The following is a 16,837-nucleotide window of genomic DNA, read 5'->3' on the forward strand; positions in this document are numbered from 1 at the left end:
AAAACAAAGGGGAGGTTGATTATTAACGAGTTAGCAGTTATTAGTTGTTAGTTCCTGTCTTAGTAAGTTTCGACGTGCCAACGTCCAGCTTTCTTCAGGCTCTTTTGGAAATCAGACCAGTCGGCACCATTCTTTTGGGCTTCGGCAGAAAGGGCTTCATCAATGCCATCTTCCATGCCTTTCAAACCGCAGATATAAGCATGGGTTTTCTCGTCTTGAAGTAATTTCCAAATTTCGGACACTTGTTGTGCAACCCGATTTTGAATATACATTTTTTTACCATCATCTGTTTTTTGTTCCCGACTGATGGCGTAAGTGAGACGGAAGTTGTTTGGGAATTCTTCTTGGAGTTTTTCCAAGTCTTCCTTATACAAGATATTTTCGGTGTAGGGGACCCCAAAAATCAACCAGGCAAAGCCGTTAAACTTGTAGTCTTCATGCTTTTCTTCAAACATCCGCTGTAAGTAAGCGCGGAACGGTGCAATTCCGGTTCCCGTTGCCATCATAATGATATTGGCATTGGGATCTTCAGGTAACAGCATTTCTTTGCCCACAGGGCCGGTAATCGTGACATCAGCCCCTTTGTCAAGGTTGCAGAGATAGCTGGAACAAACTCCATAAATGGTTTCATTGGTTTCTGGATGTTGATAAACCAACTCCCGCACACAAAGGGAAACAGTATTATCATCGCCGTAATCCCCATGACGAGTGGAAGCAATGGAATATAACCGCAATTTGTGGGGTTTTCCTTTGTCGTCTTTGCCGGGAGGAATAATACCGATACTTTGCCCTTCCAGATACCGCAATTCGCTATCAGAAACGTCAAAGGTGAGGTGGCGAACGCGACCAACTCCGCCTTCTTTCACCAGTTCTCGGTTTTCAATACACTTACCGATTAAGGGGTTTTTCGGCTTGTAGATGTTAACTGGAACATCGGACTTACCTTTCGATTTGGATTTTGCTTTCGTATCAGTCATGGCTGCTTTCTTTTCTTGCTGCCCAACTGTCCCAGCCTGTTCTGAGTGATGATTGCCATTCAGGGGCTTGATACTCACAATTTTCCCACCCATGCGAGTAATGCGTTGCATTTCTTGGTTCATGCGGTTATAGGGAACCGTGATGTAAACACTGCCACTTTTACGAATTGGTGATTCGATTTGGTCAGTGACTGCATTTTGCTTTAAACCAACGACTTCATAAACAAAGAAGCGATTGGCATACTGCGTGTTATTAACTGTGTTAGCTGACGGGGTGGGACCGTACATGATTTTCTCTCTCCCAATTTCTGTTTTAACTTATTTTACAAAGATTATCTTTCAAAATGTGCGAAGAAGAATCCCGCTATAGCTTAGCTTAACGGGTAAATGAGGCTGATAACCGAAGCTTTAGTCAAGAGCGACTAACCTGATACCATAACTTGATCTAAATTGACACTATAGATGTTTTTCTAGTTCTGTGCTGTATTGGTCATAAGTTTTGGCACCGACAAGGGTTTCCACTTGTTCCCCGCCTTTGAAGAACATCACTGCGGGAATGCTTTTGATTTCAAAGCGTTTGGCAACGGATTTATGATCATCGAGATCGAGTTTCCGAATTTGAGCGCGATCGCTGTACGCTTCATTCAATTGATCGATCAAAGGCGCAACGAGTTTACACGGTCCGCACCAAGTCGCTGTACAATCCACTACCAAAACCGATTCACTTGCAATCAGTTCATCTAATTCACTTTCACTTTGAATATAAGCTGTTTCTGCCACGCTAGTCTCTCCAATGGTTGATGAGGTCTAAATTTAGTTAAATCTACCCTACCAGATTACTGAACACCACTCAATTTAACAACTTAATTGTTGTTTTTATATGACTGCACTGATCTAGATTTTTCTTTAATACAAATTTAATTTTTTAAATCCTACAAAAAATAATTATTTATGAACTATTTTTAAGCTGAGTAAATATGCTGACTGGACTCATTAGAATAGGAGGCGAGAGGAAAAACGTCAGTCAGAAAATTAAAGATTGCGTTGAAAACAAGAAGCCTTAAAAAATAAGAAGGACTTCTCCTCAAGCCACAAAAATCGGGAAATAAGGGGAATATCAGATGCTAACAAAAACCGAACAATTTGTACCTGGTCAATGGATAGAAAATATTGACGTTCGCGATTTTATTCAAAATAACTATACTCCCTACACGGGTGACGAATCATTTGTAGCAGCGGCAACAGAAAAAACAAAAAATCTGTGGAAGAAAGTCCAACTCTTAATGGGAGTAGAACGAGAAAAAGGCATTTTAGATACCGATACAAAAACTCCGGCAGGAATTACCGCTCACGCACCCGGTTATATTGATCAAACCTTAGAACAAATTGTTGGTTTACAAACCGATCAACCTCTAAAACGGGCCATTATGCCCTATGGGGGAATTCGGGTTGTGAAAAAATCCCTGGAAGCTTACGGTTATCAACTTGATCCCCAAACTGACGAAATTTTTACCAAATACCGTAAAACTCATAATGATGGGGTCTTCTCTGCCTACACGCAACAAATGCGTTTAGCCCGACGTTCTGGCGTGATTACTGGCTTGCCCGATGCTTATGGGCGCGGTCGCATCATTGGCGATTATCGTCGCGTTGCCCTCTATGGCACTGACCATTTAGTCCAGGATAAAAAACATCAGCTTGAATCCCTAGAAGGGGAAACAATGACCGAAGATGTCATTCGTTTGCGAGAAGAGATTTCAGAACAAATCACAGCGCTGAAAGATTTGCAAACCATGGCAGCCAGTTATGGCTTTGATATCTCTCAGCCAGCAGAAACGGCGAAAGAAGCGATTCAATGGACCTATTTTGGTTATCTTGGTGCCGTCAAAGAACAAAATGGCGCTGCCATGTCCCTGGGACGAGTGTCAACGTTTCTTGATATTTATCTTGAACGGGACTTAGCCAACGGCTTGATTGATGAAGTGCAAGCCCAAGAAATGATTGATCATTTCGTGATGAAATTGCGTATGGTCCGCTTTCTCCGGGCACCCGAATATAATCAACTCTTCTCAGGGGATCCGACCTGGGTCACCGAAGGCTTAGGGGGAATGGGCTTAGACGGTCGTCCTTTAGTGACGCGAACCAGCTTCCGTTTTCTCCATACTCTTTATAACTTAGGAGCCGCACCCGAACCTAATTTGACAGTACTTTGGTCAGAAAACCTCCCGGTTAATTTCAAACGCTACTGTGCCAAAGTTTCCATTGATACCAGTTCCATACAGTATGAAAATGATGACTTGATGCGTGCCGAATACGGCGATGATTATGGGATTGCTTGCTGTGTTTCGGCGATGCGTATTGGGAAACAAATGCAGTTCTTTGGTGCGCGGGTCAATCTGGCAAAAGCGTTACTTTATGCCATTAACGGCGGCAAGGATGAAAAATCAGGGGATCAGGTGGCGCCTCCCAGTGAACCGATTACTTCTGAGTACCTCGATTACGATGAGGTGATGGCAAAATTTGAAGGTTTGATGGGTTGGCTGTCGAAACTGTATGTAAACGCCCTCAATATTATTCACTATATGCACGATAAATATGCCTATGAACGGCTGCAAATGGCGTTACACGATCGCGATGTTTATCGCACTATGGCGTGTGGTGTAGCCGGCTTATCGGTGGTGGCAGACTCGATTGCGGCGATTAAATATGCCAAAGTGAAAGTGCTGCGGGATGAAAATGGGTTAGCCGTCGATTATCAAGTGGAAGGGGATTATCCCAAATTTGGCAATAACGACCCTCGCGCTGACAGCATTGCGATCAATCTGGTGACCGACTTGATGAACCACATCCGTCAACATCCCACCTACCGAGAAGCCGTTCCCACGCAGTCGATTCTCACCATTACCTCGAATGTGGTGTATGGCAAGAAAACCGGGAGTACCCCCGACGGACGCAAAGCTGGAAAACCCTTTGCACCGGGGGCGAATCCCGTACACGAACGGGATACCCAAGGCGCGATCGCGGCATTATCTTCAGTCGCGAAACTCCCCTATGAGAATGCAAAAGATGGTATTTCTTACACCTTCTCCATTGTTCCCCAAGCCTTAGGAAAAGGTGAAGAAAACCGCATCAACAACCTCACTGGAATGTTAGATGGTTACTTCCATGACAGTGGACATCATGTTAATATCAATGTCCTCAACCGAGAAACCTTACTCGATGCCATGGATCATCCCGAGAAATATCCCCAATTAACCATTCGTGTTTCCGGTTACGCCGTCAACTTTATTAAATTAACTCGAGAACAGCAAGAAGATGTGATTTCTCGAACCTTCCACAGCCGGATTTAAATGGTTCTGAACCTGTATCAACACTCCCCCTCTCATCAGGGGCGGGGGAGTCAGGGATAGGAATCAATTATTGGTTTTCTATCACTTATTCACTATTACATTCGTCAATTTGAGTATTAACAAAAATCAAGATCTAGAGGGAGGAAATGCCAGATACGACCCTAACGACTATGCCGATACCAAGCAAAGGACGCATTCATTCCCTGGAAAGTTGTGGCACCGTTGACGGACCAGGGATTCGGTTTGTCATCTTCACCCAAGGCTGTCCCCTTCGTTGTCTCTACTGTCAAAACCCTGATTGTCTTAATTTGGAAGACGGAACAGAAGTAACCGTTGAGGAACTGATCACAGAAATCCAAAAATATCGTTCCTATATGCATTTCTCGGGTGGTGGCGTCACAGTAACGGGGGGAGAACCCTTAATGCAACCCCAGTTTGTGAGTGAAATTTTTCAACGTTGCCAAGCCTTAGGAATTCATACAGCGTTAGATACCTCAGGTTATGTTCCCCTTGAAGCAGCAAAACCGGTGCTGAAAAATACAGACTTAGTTTTACTCGATCTCAAATCATTTGACCCTGAAATTTACCGCAAGGTCACCAGTGTTACTATTGAACCGACCTTAAAATTCGCTCGCTATTTAAGTGAGATCAATAAACCAACTTGGATTCGTTTTGTGTTAGTGCCAAATTTAACTGATCCCATTGATAATATTAAGAGATTAGCTGAATTTGTTTCTAGTTTGCATAATGTAGAGATAGTAGAAGTTTTACCCTTCCATCAAATGGGGGAATATAAATGGGAAAAACTCGGTTATGACTATCAATTGCAAGATACAAAACCACCGACACCAGAATTAATTGCTAGTACCATTCATATCTTCCAAAGCTACGGAATTAAGGTTCAATCCTAGTTGATTAGAGGTTACTAATTACCTGTGTATTAATGTTTTTTAGTAGCCAATAATACAAATTCCATTGTTGGGGTTTACTGTGTTCTATCCAACCGACCTTTCTCTAGACGTTCAGTCAAACATTAGGAGAATTCATCAATGACTGTTACCAACCTCCAAGAGCTCGAAACTCTGATTTCCAAAGCTAAAGCCGCTCAAGCCGAATATGCAACTTACACCCAAGAACAAGTTGATAAAATCTTCAAAAAAGCAGCACTCGCTGCCAATATGAATCGTATTCCTTTGGCGAAATTAGCGGTTCAAGAAACAGGGATGGGTGTGCCAGAAGATAAGGTGATTAAAAATCACTTTGCTTCGGAGATGATCTATAACAAGTATAAGTATGAAAAAACTTGTGGCGTAATTGAATCCGATCCCCATTATGGGATTCAAAAAGTAGCAGAACCCCTTGGTGTGTTAGCAGGAATTGTCCCCACCACTAATCCCACTTCTACTGCCATCTTTAAAGCACTTCTCGCTCTCAAAACCCGTAACGGAATTATTTTTTCGCCTCATCCTCGGGCTAAAGAATGCACCATTGCCGCCGCACAAATTGTTCGTAATGCAGCCATTGAAGCCGGCGCACCGCCTGATATTATTGGCTGGATTGATGAACCCACCATTGAACTTTCCCAAACCCTGATGCAGCACCCCAGTGTGAATTTAATTCTCGCCACGGGAGGACCAGGGATGGTGAAAGCCGCTTATTCTTCCGGTAAACCTTCTTTGGGCGTGGGTGCGGGCAATACCCCAGCGGTGATTGATGAAACGGCCCAAATCCAAATGGCAGTGAGTTCCATTCTCATTAGTAAAACCTTTGATAATGGGATGATCTGTGCTTCGGAGCAATCCGTGATTGTGGTGGATGATGTGTATGAACAAGTCAAGGAAGAATTCATCGCGCGGGGGGCATATTTCCTGAATGCGGAAGAGATGGAAGCCGTGCGCAAAGTGCTGATTATCGAGGGACGCATTAACGCGAAAATTGTTGGTCAATCGGTGGAAAAAGTTGCGGAACTGGCAGGCATTAACGTCCCTGAGAATGCCAAGGTCTTAATTGGGGAAGTGGACGACATCAATCTGGATGAAGCGTTTGCCCATGAAAAATTGTCTCCCGTTTTGGCAATGTATCATGCTCAAGATTTTTCGGAAGCCACTAAAAAAGCACAAGAATTGATTAGCTTAGGGGGACGCGGACATACCTCGGTTCTCTATACTGCACAACAAAATCATTCGCGGATTCTCCATTTTGAAAGCATCCTGACCACAGGACGGGTATTAATTAATACGCCTTCTTCTCAAGGGGCAATTGGCGACTTATACAATTTTAAACTTGATCCTTCCTTGACCTTAGGTTGCGGGACTTGGGGCGGTAATTCGGTGAGTGAAAATGTTGCCCCCCAACACTTACTAAACATTAAAACGGTCTCAGAACGCCGAGAAAATATGCTCTGGTTCCGAGTTCCCCCGAAAATTTATTTCAAGTTTGGTTGTTTACCGATTGCCCTGGAAGAACTGAAAGGGAAAAAACGGGCGTTTATTGTCACCGATAAACCCTTATTTGATATGGGGTTACTGAAAGAAGTCACCGACGTTTTAGATGAAATCGGCGTCGAACATCAAGTCTTTTATGATGTGGAACCCGATCCGAAACTGGCTGAAATTAACAAAGGTGTGGCTGCCATGAACACATTTCAGCCGGATGTCATTATTGCCTTCGGGGGTGGTTCGCCTATGGATGCGGCAAAAATTATGTGGCTGATGTACGAACATCCGGAAGTGGAGTTTGAAGGAATTGCGACGCGCTTCATGGACATTCGCAAACGGGTGTATGACTTACCGCCGTTAGGAGACAAAGCGATGATGGTGGCGGTTCCGACAACATCCGGCACGGGTTCGGAAGTGACCCCCTTTGCCGTGGTGACAGACGAAAAAACCGGGATGAAGTATCCCCTGGCTGATTACGCCCTGACTCCAAATATGGCAATTGTGGACCCGGAATTGGTGATGCATATGCCAAAACGGTTGACGGCTTATGGGGGGATTGATGCCTTAACCCACGCTTTAGAAGCCTATGTTTCGGTCGTTGCAACTGAATTTACCCAAGGGCTAGCTTTAGAAGCAATCGAACTACTGTTTAAATATCTCCCTAATGCATATATCTATGGTGCTAATGACCCCATCGCCCGGGAAAAAGTCCATTATGCGGCAACAATTGCGGGCATGGCATTTGCCAATTCCTTCTTGGGGATTTGTCACTCGATGGCGCACAAATTAGGGGCAACGTTCCATGTTCCCCACGGCTTAGCCAATGCGCTGATGATTTCTCATGTCATCCGCTATAACACCACCGATGCGCCGTTTAAGCAAGCGATTTTCCCGCAATATGAATATCCTCACGCTAAAGAACGCTATGCGCGCTTAGCGGATTATCTCAAACTCGGTGGCGACACTCCAGATGAAAAAGTAGAGAATTTGGTGAACGCGATCGAAAACCTCAAACACAATCTTGATATTCCGCTGACCATCAAAGAAACCTTGCAAGGGGAAGATCGCGACTTCTATGAGAAGCTGGAAAACTTAGCTGATCAGGCGTTTGATGACCAATGTACGGCAGCCAATCCCCGTTATCCGCTGATTAAAGACTTAAAAGAGTTGTATGTTCTGGCTTACCAAGGCTGTCGCGTCGATAGCATGATGTATCACACGGAAGAGGACAAAGCTGCCGATTCGGTTGCGTAATCATCGCTGATCCTAATTTGTCTTGGACAATCAGGTGCGGAGGAGTCCTCTGCACCTAGTTTTTTATCTTCTCGCAAAAAAAACTGAGAATTGAAAGACTAGAGCGCTATGATTGAATTGTGGTTCCAGCAAGAATCATGGATAAAGAACAGGTTTTACGATTACTAGAGACTCATCGCGATCGCGTGGCTGAATTTGCAGTTAAGGCCCTGTTTTTGTTTGGTTCAGTAGCGCGAGGCGAAGCCACATCAGAGAGTGATGTGGATTTTTTGGTGGAGTTTAACCGTCCGGTGGGGTTGTTTACCTTATTAGGCTTGCAGTCTTATCTAGAAGAGTTGTTAAACTGTACAGTGGATTTGGGAACACTAAACTCACTGCATCCCCATTTACGGGAAACCGTATTGAAGGAAGCGATTCGTGCCCTCTAGAAAGTTTGAGCGACGGGTAGGAGATATATTGGCTGAAATTGCAGTTGTAGAACAGACAATTGAAGGCTTGAGCTTTGAAAGGTTTACTCAAGATCAGCAAGCATTAAGAGCCGTGCTCTATAGTTTAGCGGTAATTGGTGAAGCAGTAGGGAGTGTCATCTCTGAGTTAGAGGTAGCAGACCCAACAATGCCGTGGCATCAGGTTCGAGCAATGAGGAATGTAGTCATTCATGAATATTTCCGAGTTGATGTTGAAGTCATTTGGGAAACGATTCGAGCCGATCTACCCGCTCTAAAGATGGCTTTACAAAGGATTTCACAGCATTTTGAAGCTGAATGAAGTGTGATGGCAATCTTTGTACAGATTTTACGATTGTTAGAGACTCATCGCGATCGCGTGGCTGAATTTGCAGTTAAGGCCCTGTTTTTGTTTGGTTCAGTAGCGCGAGGCGAAGCTACATTAGACTTAAGATCACCTCACGGAAAGATATCAAGAGACAAGATGCTTCCTTTGATTCTAAGCTGACCAGGAGCAAGGATGTGAACTTGTAGAGAACATTCCCTTAATGGTAAGATGCAGATTTAGCACCCAACATAAGACTAAATACTTATCAACCCTCCCGGGCTACTCAAAAGAGATTGCTAGGTTTGTTAACTTTTCCTTCCTAAGAGCAAACTACGATAGCATTCCCGATTTCTTAAGAGTATTGGGTTAAAAATTTGTTTGATGACTTTTAATATAGGGAGAAATATATGAAGACTGAATCTAATCGTGTGGTATTAATCGGTGTAGCTGGGGATTCTGGCTGTGGAAAATCGACATTTCTGCGTCGCCTCAAAGATTTATTTGGTGAACAGTTTATGACGGTGATCTGTTTAGATGACTATCACAGTCTTGATCGTAAAGGAAGAAAAGCCGCTGGTGTAACCGCCCTGAATCCCAAGGCGAACAACTTTGACCTCATGTATGAGCAAGTCAAAGCGCTCAAAAACGGTCAAGCGATTGATAAGCCGATTTACAATCACGAAACAGGGGAACTCGACCCCCCAGAACGCATCGAACCCAATAAAGTGGTTGTCATTGAGGGATTACATCCCCTTTATGATGAACGGGTGCGAGACTTACTAGATTTCAGTGTTTATCTTGATATCAGCGATGAAGTCAAAATTAACTGGAAAATTAAGCGGGATATGGCCGAACGCGGTCACACCTACGAAGACGTTCTTGCTTCTATTAATGCGAGAAAGCCTGATTTCTCCTCTTACATTGAGCCCCAAAAAGAATTTGCGAATATCGTCATCCAAGTCTTACCGACACAACTAATTGAAGATAAAGAAAGTAAATATCTGCGGGTGCGTCTGATTCAAAAAGAAGGTGTGGAAGGATTCGACCCCGTTTACTTATTTGATGAAGGTTCCACGATTGACTGGCGTCCTTGTGGTCGGAAGTTAACTTGCGCCTATCCTGGGATTAAACTTTTCTATGGTCCCGATAGCTACTACGGTCATGAAGTCTCTGTATTAGAGGTTGATGGCTATTTTGATAATTTAGAAGAAATGATTTATATTGAAAGCCATTTAAGTAAAACGGCAACCAAGTTCTACGGTGAAATGACCGAGCTTCTCTTAAAACATCCTGATGCCCCAGGAGCAAATGATGGCACTGGTCTATTCCAAGTTTTAGTCGGCTTGAAGATGCGAGAAACCTACGAGCTGTTGACTCAAGAAATCAAAGCAGCGGTGAGAGTGTAGTTCTTTGATTGAGGAGACATGACAATTAGTGTTCGCGGGGGAACGGTCAGACTCTCCCGCGTTTTTTTGATTATGCTAGAGACAAAATTAGATCCCAGTTCAGAAAAGATGATGTTACGCTTTTGGCTTGTTTGCTTTGCCCTTTTATTTGTGGTGGTGTCAATTTGGGAGTGGTTACGGGAATTAACCCTTGCCTTTCCCTTATGTCTTCTCGGAGGTGTGATTCTCGCGATCGCGTCGAATTTGAAATTTGTTGCTCCGCCCTCTCCGTCAAATCAAGTTACGCTTCCTCCTGATTCATCTTCGGATTAGTTCTTCCCCACTTCAAACTGGTTTTCAGGATTAAAGTCATTAAATACGCGATCGCGCTAACTAAAATAATCGTTGCACCTGAGGTTAAATTAAGCGTATAAGAGAGCCCTAAACCAACGGTGACAAACAGCAAACTCAAGATAATACCGAAGCCCATCATTACCTTTAAATCTTTTACAAATTGACTGGTCACAGCAGCCGGCATTGCTAACAAGGCAATCACTAAAATTAAGCCGACCACTTGCATCATCATCGCTACAGCAAGGGCAATCATTCCCATTAATAATAAATAAATTTGATTGACTGGAACATTGCGAACTGTGGCAAATGTTTCGTCAAAGGAAATGGCAAGTAGCTCTTTATAAAAGAGATAAACTAAGAGTAAAATAATTAGATCAATTCCCAACATAATCCAAAGATTACTGGTAGGAACCGCTAAAATACTGCCAAATAAATAGCTTTCTAATTCTGCTTTATACCCCGGTGTTAAATCCGTTAAAATAACGCCAATTGCCATCCCAATTGCCCACAGCATTCCAATTGCGGTATCGCGACGTAAATTTTTATTCCGTTGAACCGCTCCCATTAAGAATGCCGAACCTAAACTAAATCCTAAGGCACCAAAAACCGGATTAAAGCCAAAAAATAATCCCATGCCAACCCCACCGTAAGCAGCGTGAGCAATCCCACCCGCAACAAAAACAATCCGATTCACGACCACTAAACTACCAATTATTCCACCAGCAATACTGACCAAAATTCCAGCAATAATTGCATTGCGAAAAAACTCATATTGAAGGGCTTCAATCATTATAATTTGTGTCCTTTTGATGTTGCGCTAAAAATCGTTTTGGGACATGAACCAGTTGCTGCACGCGGTCGCCATAAGCTTGCTCTAGCATTTCAGATGTAATTTGATGACTACCATGATAATGGAGCGTGCGATTTAAACAACCCACTGTTTTAACATAAGCCGAAACAGCACTAATGTCATGAGAAATCATAAGAATCGTGACAAATTCATTGAGTTGATGTAACAATTCATAGAGAGTTGTGGACACAGTTTGATCTAAATTAGCGGTGGGTTCATCTAATAGTAAAATTTTCGGTTCAGTGGCTAAGGCCCGAGCAATATAAACCCGTTGTTTTTGTCCTCCCGAAAGTTCTGATAAAGCGCGATCGCGCCACTTTAATAATCCCACTTGCTCTAACACGCGCTCGACAACTTGTTCATCTCGCTTGCCATAATGTTGCAGCAGTCGCCGTTTTCCTAAACGCCCCATTCGCACCACGTCCGCGACCGTAATCGGAAACGCAGGATCAAACTGCATAATTTGCGGAACATAGCCAATATACTGTCTTCCTTTCTTCGCCGGTTGTCCAAGAATTTTTACCTCTCCTTTTTCAGGAGAAAGTAACCCCAAAATGACTTTAAATAAAGTGGTTTTTCCCCCGCCATTGGGACCAATAATGCCAATGTAATCTCCTTCCTGGACGGATAAATTTATTCCTTCTAGGACTAATTCTTGTTCATAACGAACCCAAAGATTTTTAATTTTAATAATTTCTGGGAGGGATTCTAAAGGAAGATGACTTCCCTGCGGATGCGCTGCACTCATCATCAAGTTTCAATTTATCCTTGTTCTTGCTTCTCGTTCAAGGCGGTTTTAAAGGTCGTAGCCACTGATTGCATATTTTCTAGCCAGTTTTCTGCTAGAGGATCAATCTGCAAAACTTCTGCATCCACTGATTGCGCGATCGCGTTGGCACTTTGAACCCCAAACTGGGGTTGGACAAAAATCACACTAATGTTCTCTTCCTTGGCTTGTTTTACAAACTGAGACAGTTCCGCGGCACTGGGTTCAGTTCCTTCCACCTCAATGGGAATCATTTCCAGGTTATAGGCTTCGGCAAAATACCCCCAAGACGGATGAAACACCATAAAGGTTCGTTGTTCTAAGTCAGCAAGGGTGTTTTCAATCGTTTGATCTAGGGCTTCAATATCCGCAAGAAAGGCATCTAAATTGTCTTGATACAAAGTTGCTTGATCGGGATTGAGTTCAACCAGTGTCTGATAGATGGTTTGCGCTTGCTGTTTCACTAACTCCGGTGATAACCAAATGTGAGGATCAAGGTTAGCGGTTTCTTCTTCATGATTATGGTTGTGATTCTCTTCCCCGTGATGATGGTGTTGCGCGATCGGCTGACGGTCAATCCCTTGGGTTAAATCAACAATTTTCATATCAGGATTTGCTCCTTCAATGCGCGACATCCACGCTTTCTCAAAGGGAACTCGGATTCGCAGATAGGCTTCGGCTTCACTTAAGGCTTTCATCTGTTGCGGCTTGGGTTCATAAGTGGCAGGAGAGGCAGCGGGTTTGACCATGACATTAACATCAACGGTTTCTCCTCCGATCCGTTCCACAAAGTATTTTTGGGGAAGAATACTAACAGTAATATCGAGTTTTTCACTTACTGTATCTAGAGAAGAACCATCAGTTGTGCTTTCCATAGAGGAGGTGCCACAACCAACCCACAAGGTTGCACTAGAGAGTAACGTAATCAGATAGGTTAGGGGAGATCGTTTCATGAGCCAATCATAGTGATAATCGTTATCATTATAAGCCACTGACGATCTAAGGGGAAATTTCTTCATCGTGACCAACGGTCAAAGATTACGAATCCGGTTCAAAATGAGTCCAAAAGCAAAGGTCGCCGTTTTTCTGCATCGAGATGACGATGTCTTTTTCCCGAACCCCGAAAACCTAACCCCGGTCTCAATCCAACTCGGCTTGTTACCCCTTGAGCTTTTGGTATAAGCCAGTGAAAAATAAAATAGAATACAAGGCAGACGTATATCTTGCAGAGCTTCATAGGTACTCGACCATTTTCTTCTAAATCAAGGAGATAGAGAGAATTCTCCTAGACAACTAGCATTTTTAGTTGTCATCACACTATCCATCAATTCAAAGGTGGCATCATGCGCTTTTCCTAACAATTGATATGTCTCTTGACGAAATTGTTTGAATCGTTCACATTTCATTTTAGGGAGTTTTTGATTAATGAAGCAATTATCATTTTCTCCCTACTGGCAGTTCAAGGTATACCCTTGAGTGCCTTTTACTTGGAATTTAGTCTAAACTCCAGGAATTAAGTACTCGCTTTTTTGCCAAACCCCGTCGCAACATGAACAATAAGCTGATGCGTCTTCATGACAAGCTGTTATCCTATTTAGGAATCAAATAAACGCAACGATCGCGCAAAAACGTAATATGATGTCATTAATTATGGAACACTATTGATAATAAATGCCATCTTTATCCAACCAACTCGCTCAATGCCAATTCTGTTCTGATATTTCCCAAGCAGTGGGAGAAGTGCCCATTGGGACAGCAGGACATTATGATTACTGGTTAGTGGTGGAACTATCGCAACCGTGGTCAGAAATAGCCCTGGATCAAAACGAGGCGTTAAAGCCCTATTTACCAGCGATTAAATCACTGGTTTACGAAAAAGGAATCAAACTGCGTCCGCTCGCGATCGCGCCCGATCCAGACTATTCTCAAACCGGCTATACTAGAGTTCTCTTCTATCGTCGTCCAACTGAGTTATTTTCTCACTACACCCGAGAAGAATATCTTATTCCTAACCCTGAACTGGGAAACTTAGCCTCTGCACTCCTCTTAGAACCGGAAAAACTCCCTCACTTCAGTGACTACAAGCAAAATAACAATCATCAGTATGATCTACTTGTTTGCACGCATGGGAATGTTGATGCAGCTTGTTCTCGCTATGGCTATCCTCTCTATAAAAATTGGCGACAACAAGCCAATTCTCAGATTAGGGTGTGGCGGTGTAGTCACTTTGGCGGACATCGTTTTGCACCGACTGCCATTAGCCTTCCCGATGGACGTTACTGGGGACGTTTAACCCCAGAAGCCATGAATTTAATTACGAAACAGGAAGGCAATCTGAGCGATCTCAAACTGTATTATCGCGGTTGGACAGGATTAGACCAATGGACACAGATTGCCGAACAAGAAATTTGGTTAAATCACGGTTGGCACTGGTTTTATTATTTAAAAACAGGAGAAGTAATAGAAACTGACAAAACCAATAAAGAATGGGCAAAAGTTCGCGTTCGTTATTCCTCTCCTGATGGAACCGCTCACGGCATTTACGAAGTAACAATTGAAAGCACTGGCGAACTAACCACTGCCGGTGAATCAGGATCGCCTCCCCATCAGGCAAGGGTTAAGCAGTATCAGGTTACTACTGTCGAAGAGTGAAAATAACAAATTCAGTTAATTTTAAGCAGTTTCTTCGTTTAAGCCCTACTCAGTAGACAATCAATTTTGTATTGAGGGATGAGTGTGCTCATTTTTTCCTCCTTACAACTCATCATTTCAATTTAAGAGAGGACTAAGGGCAATACTGTTCAAAAGAGGAGGTATAAATTTCCGTATTTCCCTCACTCGCTTGCCAAAATTCTAGGATTTGTTGTGCGATAAGGGAAGGATAAAAATAATGGAAAAAATGATGTCCATAAGGCATTAACCAAACGCGATCGCGCCCTGATTTGAGATAGCAATGCCAACCTTTAATAGAAGTGGGTGAAACGACTAAATCATCCTCACTGCCGCAAACGAATAAAGGAACATCAACCCCGCCTTTTTCATCACTCATTTGTTGATACAGAGAATGAGGAGAAGGAGAAGATAATAAATCTCGTCGTAATACTTCTAACAAATAATAGGTCATCGTATTATTTTGCTCTCCAAACAAGTTATAAACCATTTGCTCGAGAATAATTTTTTTCGGGCAACGCAAGTGTTTATATAAGCTATAGTAATAAGCCTGCCAATCTAAAGCCGGATCAGCACCAACACTTAACAGAGTTAAAGATTTTATCGGAGTCAAAAACTGACGACAATACCGTAGCCCTAACCAGCCGCCTAACCCATGTCCAATTAGATGCACGGGTTGGGAAAGTGTCTGTAAATAATCCTGTAAAGAGGCTAATGCATTATCTAAAGAACATCCTTCATCTTGGTTTTGTAAGTATTCCCAATGGGCAATCGATCCCAATTGAGAAAGATGATTGAGTAAAGGAGAATGAAAGGCATGAAAAACAGGATTGGGGGTTAACCAAACAGCAATCGGTTCTTTTGACATGATTAATTACGACTTTAAGGAATACATTGAATTAAAGATGTGTTTTAGTTGATTAAATTTTCTTTATGGAAGCGTTGTTTAGAACAATTGAAACAAGGAGATTGACATTCTGCTTTTGGTTCAAAATCTCGGCAACCAATTGCTGACTCTGTTCCCGCTTCATAAGGATTAACCGTACATTTTAAGCGATGATCATTGGTAAAAAAGGCACAACGACTACACGGGATTTGGTGTAATGTCTTGAGATAATTTTTTCCTTTAAACGTAACTCGGCACGCATTCCAAATACAGAAAAGGATGAAACTCCAAGTAAAACAGAAACAGATTATTTGTAAAACCATTATCTCTCATTAAATTGATTGCGCAATTAATAATTAAAGTTAACAGTTAACCGACAAAAGCTAACCGTTAACTTGTTTTACTTCTTAAAAATTAAATTCACTTTTTAATTGCTTAACCCAAGTACTAATCCGTTCATCGGTTAATTCAGCTTGGTTATCTTCATCGAGTGCTAAGCCAACAAACTTACCATTTTTAACCGCTTGCGACTCATTAAAGTCATAGCCATCTGTTGACCAGTAACCGATCGTTTTTCCTCCGAGTTCTGAAATTTTGCTTTCTAAGATCCCCATGGCATCTTGGAAATTATCCGCATACCCTTCTTGGTCGCCCGCACCAAAATAAGCAACTTTTTTACCACTAAAATCGACCTCATCTAATTCTGGATAATACCCCTCCCAATCACTTTGTAGCTGACCAATATCCCAAGTGGGACAAGCAATAATGATGTTTTCATACTCACTGAATTCATCTGCTTCTACTTCTGAAATATCATGTAGTGTGACGACATTATTACCACCAAACTCTTTTTGAATTCGCTCGGCAATATCTTGAGTATTACCAGTTGTGGAACCGAAAAATAAGCCAATTTTTGCCATATTTACTCCTTAATTAAGTTGCTATTTTTAATCAATGCTTTCTGTTTTATTGGCATCGGCATTTCTTGCCGACAGTACGAACAAAACCAATAAATTCGACTGCTACTAATTTGACGCAAGAGTTGACCTCCGCAGCAAAGACAAGTATTCATGTTGAATAAATAATGTAGGAAATTGATTGCTTTCTTTATTTAAAGCTAATACTAATTGCTA

16 protein-coding genes are annotated in these 16,837 nt (G+C 42.5%); 8 read left to right on the plus strand and 8 right to left on the minus strand.

Annotation, left to right across the window (positions count from 1 at the left end; translation table 11 throughout):
- Positions 1–59: 59 nt before the first annotated feature.
- Positions 60–1,265, minus strand: coding sequence for a ferredoxin-NADP reductase (locus GVY04_08280; protein NBD16133.1), 1,206 nt, complete (start codon positions 1,263–1,265; stop codon positions 60–62).
- Positions 1,266–1,433: 168 nt separating this feature from the next.
- Complete coding sequence (gene trxA, locus GVY04_08285; protein NBD16134.1) at positions 1,434–1,757, minus strand: thioredoxin; 324 nt, start codon at positions 1,755–1,757, stop codon at positions 1,434–1,436.
- Between the two features lie 341 nt (positions 1,758–2,098).
- Here trxA and pflB point away from each other — a divergent pair, with 341 nt between their 5' ends.
- From pflB to GVY04_08320, 7 genes are all read left to right on the plus strand, one after another.
- The gene (pflB, locus tag GVY04_08290) at positions 2,099–4,327 is read left to right on the plus strand and encodes a formate C-acetyltransferase (protein ID NBD16135.1); all 2,229 of its coding nucleotides are present in this window, start codon (positions 2,099–2,101) and stop codon (positions 4,325–4,327) included.
- Positions 4,328–4,473: 146 nt separating this feature from the next.
- Complete coding sequence (gene pflA, locus GVY04_08295; GenBank protein ID NBD16136.1) at positions 4,474–5,238, plus strand: pyruvate formate lyase-activating protein; 765 nt, start codon at positions 4,474–4,476, stop codon at positions 5,236–5,238.
- A 138-nt stretch (positions 5,239–5,376) separates the two neighbouring features.
- Entirely contained in the window at positions 5,377–8,019 is a 2,643-nt protein-coding gene (gene adhE, locus GVY04_08300) for a bifunctional acetaldehyde-CoA/alcohol dehydrogenase (GenBank protein ID NBD16137.1), read from the plus strand.
- A 137-nt stretch (positions 8,020–8,156) separates the two neighbouring features.
- On the plus strand, positions 8,157–8,447 hold the full coding sequence (locus GVY04_08305; protein ID NBD16138.1) for a nucleotidyltransferase: 291 nt from the start codon (positions 8,157–8,159) through the stop codon (positions 8,445–8,447).
- A complete protein-coding gene (locus GVY04_08310) occupies positions 8,437–8,787 on the plus strand; it encodes a DUF86 domain-containing protein (protein NBD16139.1) in 351 nt (116 codons plus the stop codon). Before GVY04_08305 ends, GVY04_08310 begins: the two co-directional genes overlap by 11 nt.
- A gap of 413 nt (positions 8,788–9,200) precedes the next feature.
- Positions 9,201–10,199, plus strand: coding sequence for a phosphoribulokinase (locus GVY04_08315; protein ID NBD16140.1), 999 nt, complete (start codon positions 9,201–9,203; stop codon positions 10,197–10,199).
- A gap of 111 nt (positions 10,200–10,310) precedes the next feature.
- Complete coding sequence (locus GVY04_08320; GenBank protein ID NBD16141.1) at positions 10,311–10,511, plus strand: hypothetical protein; 201 nt, start codon at positions 10,311–10,313, stop codon at positions 10,509–10,511.
- Here GVY04_08320 and GVY04_08325 read toward each other — a convergent pair.
- The 3 genes from GVY04_08325 to GVY04_08335 are packed head-to-tail and all read right to left on the minus strand — an operon-like array spanning position 10,480 to position 13,101.
- A complete protein-coding gene (locus GVY04_08325) occupies positions 10,480–11,322 on the minus strand; it encodes a metal ABC transporter permease (GenBank protein NBD16142.1) in 843 nt (280 codons plus the stop codon). The two genes, GVY04_08320 and GVY04_08325, sit on opposite strands and share 32 nt — an antisense overlap.
- Complete coding sequence (locus GVY04_08330; protein ID NBD16143.1) at positions 11,315–12,130, minus strand: ATP-binding cassette domain-containing protein; 816 nt, start codon at positions 12,128–12,130, stop codon at positions 11,315–11,317. Before GVY04_08330 ends, GVY04_08325 begins: the two co-directional genes overlap by 8 nt.
- Positions 12,131–12,144: 14 nt before the next feature.
- Positions 12,145–13,101 (minus strand): zinc ABC transporter solute-binding protein, encoded by a 957-nt coding sequence (locus GVY04_08335; GenBank protein NBD16144.1) that lies wholly within the window; start codon positions 13,099–13,101, stop codon positions 12,145–12,147.
- Positions 13,102–13,819: 718 nt separating this feature from the next.
- Here GVY04_08335 and GVY04_08340 point away from each other — a divergent pair.
- On the plus strand, positions 13,820–14,800 hold the full coding sequence (locus GVY04_08340) for a sucrase ferredoxin (GenBank protein ID NBD16145.1): 981 nt from the start codon (positions 13,820–13,822) through the stop codon (positions 14,798–14,800).
- Between the two features lie 133 nt (positions 14,801–14,933).
- Here the strand turns inward: GVY04_08340 and GVY04_08345 are convergent, their stop codons facing one another.
- The 3 genes from GVY04_08345 to fldA all read right to left on the minus strand — a co-directional run bounded on the left by GVY04_08345 (position 14,934) and on the right by fldA (position 16,624).
- Positions 14,934–15,686 carry an alpha/beta fold hydrolase gene (locus tag GVY04_08345; protein NBD16146.1) on the minus strand — a complete coding sequence of 251 codons (753 nt, stop codon included), beginning with the start codon at positions 15,684–15,686 and terminating at the stop codon, positions 14,934–14,936.
- Between the two features lie 44 nt (positions 15,687–15,730).
- The gene (locus tag GVY04_08350) at positions 15,731–16,027 is read right to left on the minus strand and encodes a hypothetical protein (protein NBD16147.1); all 297 of its coding nucleotides are present in this window, start codon (positions 16,025–16,027) and stop codon (positions 15,731–15,733) included.
- 84 nt (positions 16,028–16,111) lie between these two features.
- Complete coding sequence (fldA, locus tag GVY04_08355; GenBank protein NBD16148.1) at positions 16,112–16,624, minus strand: flavodoxin FldA; 513 nt, start codon at positions 16,622–16,624, stop codon at positions 16,112–16,114.
- Positions 16,625–16,837 lie beyond the last annotated feature (213 nt).

This window comes from Cyanobacteria bacterium GSL.Bin1, assembly GCA_009909085.1.
GTDB lineage: Bacteria > Cyanobacteriota > Cyanobacteriia > Cyanobacteriales > Rubidibacteraceae > Halothece.

Bases quoted from the DNA above. Each gene is read 5' to 3' on its own strand.
- fldA (NBD16148.1), bottom strand. From the start codon at position 16,624: ATGGCAAAAATTGGCTTATTTTTCGGTTCCACAACTGGTAATACTCAA.
- GVY04_08305 (NBD16138.1), top strand. From the start codon at position 8,157: ATGGATAAAGAACAGGTTTTACGATTACTAGAGACTCATCGCGATCGC.
- GVY04_08340 (NBD16145.1), top strand. From the start codon at position 13,820: ATGCCATCTTTATCCAACCAACTCGCTCAATGCCAATTCTGTTCTGAT.
- GVY04_08335 (NBD16144.1), bottom strand. From the start codon at position 13,101: ATGAAACGATCTCCCCTAACCTATCTGATTACGTTACTCTCTAGTGCA.
- GVY04_08350 (NBD16147.1), bottom strand. From the start codon at position 16,027: ATGGTTTTACAAATAATCTGTTTCTGTTTTACTTGGAGTTTCATCCTT.
- GVY04_08345 (NBD16146.1), bottom strand. From the start codon at position 15,686: ATGTCAAAAGAACCGATTGCTGTTTGGTTAACCCCCAATCCTGTTTTT.
- adhE (NBD16137.1), top strand. From the start codon at position 5,377: ATGACTGTTACCAACCTCCAAGAGCTCGAAACTCTGATTTCCAAAGCT.
- pflA (NBD16136.1), top strand. From the start codon at position 4,474: ATGCCAGATACGACCCTAACGACTATGCCGATACCAAGCAAAGGACGC.
- GVY04_08325 (NBD16142.1), bottom strand. From the start codon at position 11,322: ATGATTGAAGCCCTTCAATATGAGTTTTTTCGCAATGCAATTATTGCT.
- GVY04_08280 (NBD16133.1), bottom strand. From the start codon at position 1,265: ATGTACGGTCCCACCCCGTCAGCTAACACAGTTAATAACACGCAGTAT.
- pflB (NBD16135.1), top strand. From the start codon at position 2,099: ATGCTAACAAAAACCGAACAATTTGTACCTGGTCAATGGATAGAAAAT.
- GVY04_08330 (NBD16143.1), bottom strand. From the start codon at position 12,130: ATGAGTGCAGCGCATCCGCAGGGAAGTCATCTTCCTTTAGAATCCCTC.
- GVY04_08315 (NBD16140.1), top strand. From the start codon at position 9,201: ATGAAGACTGAATCTAATCGTGTGGTATTAATCGGTGTAGCTGGGGAT.
- GVY04_08320 (NBD16141.1), top strand. From the start codon at position 10,311: ATGTTACGCTTTTGGCTTGTTTGCTTTGCCCTTTTATTTGTGGTGGTG.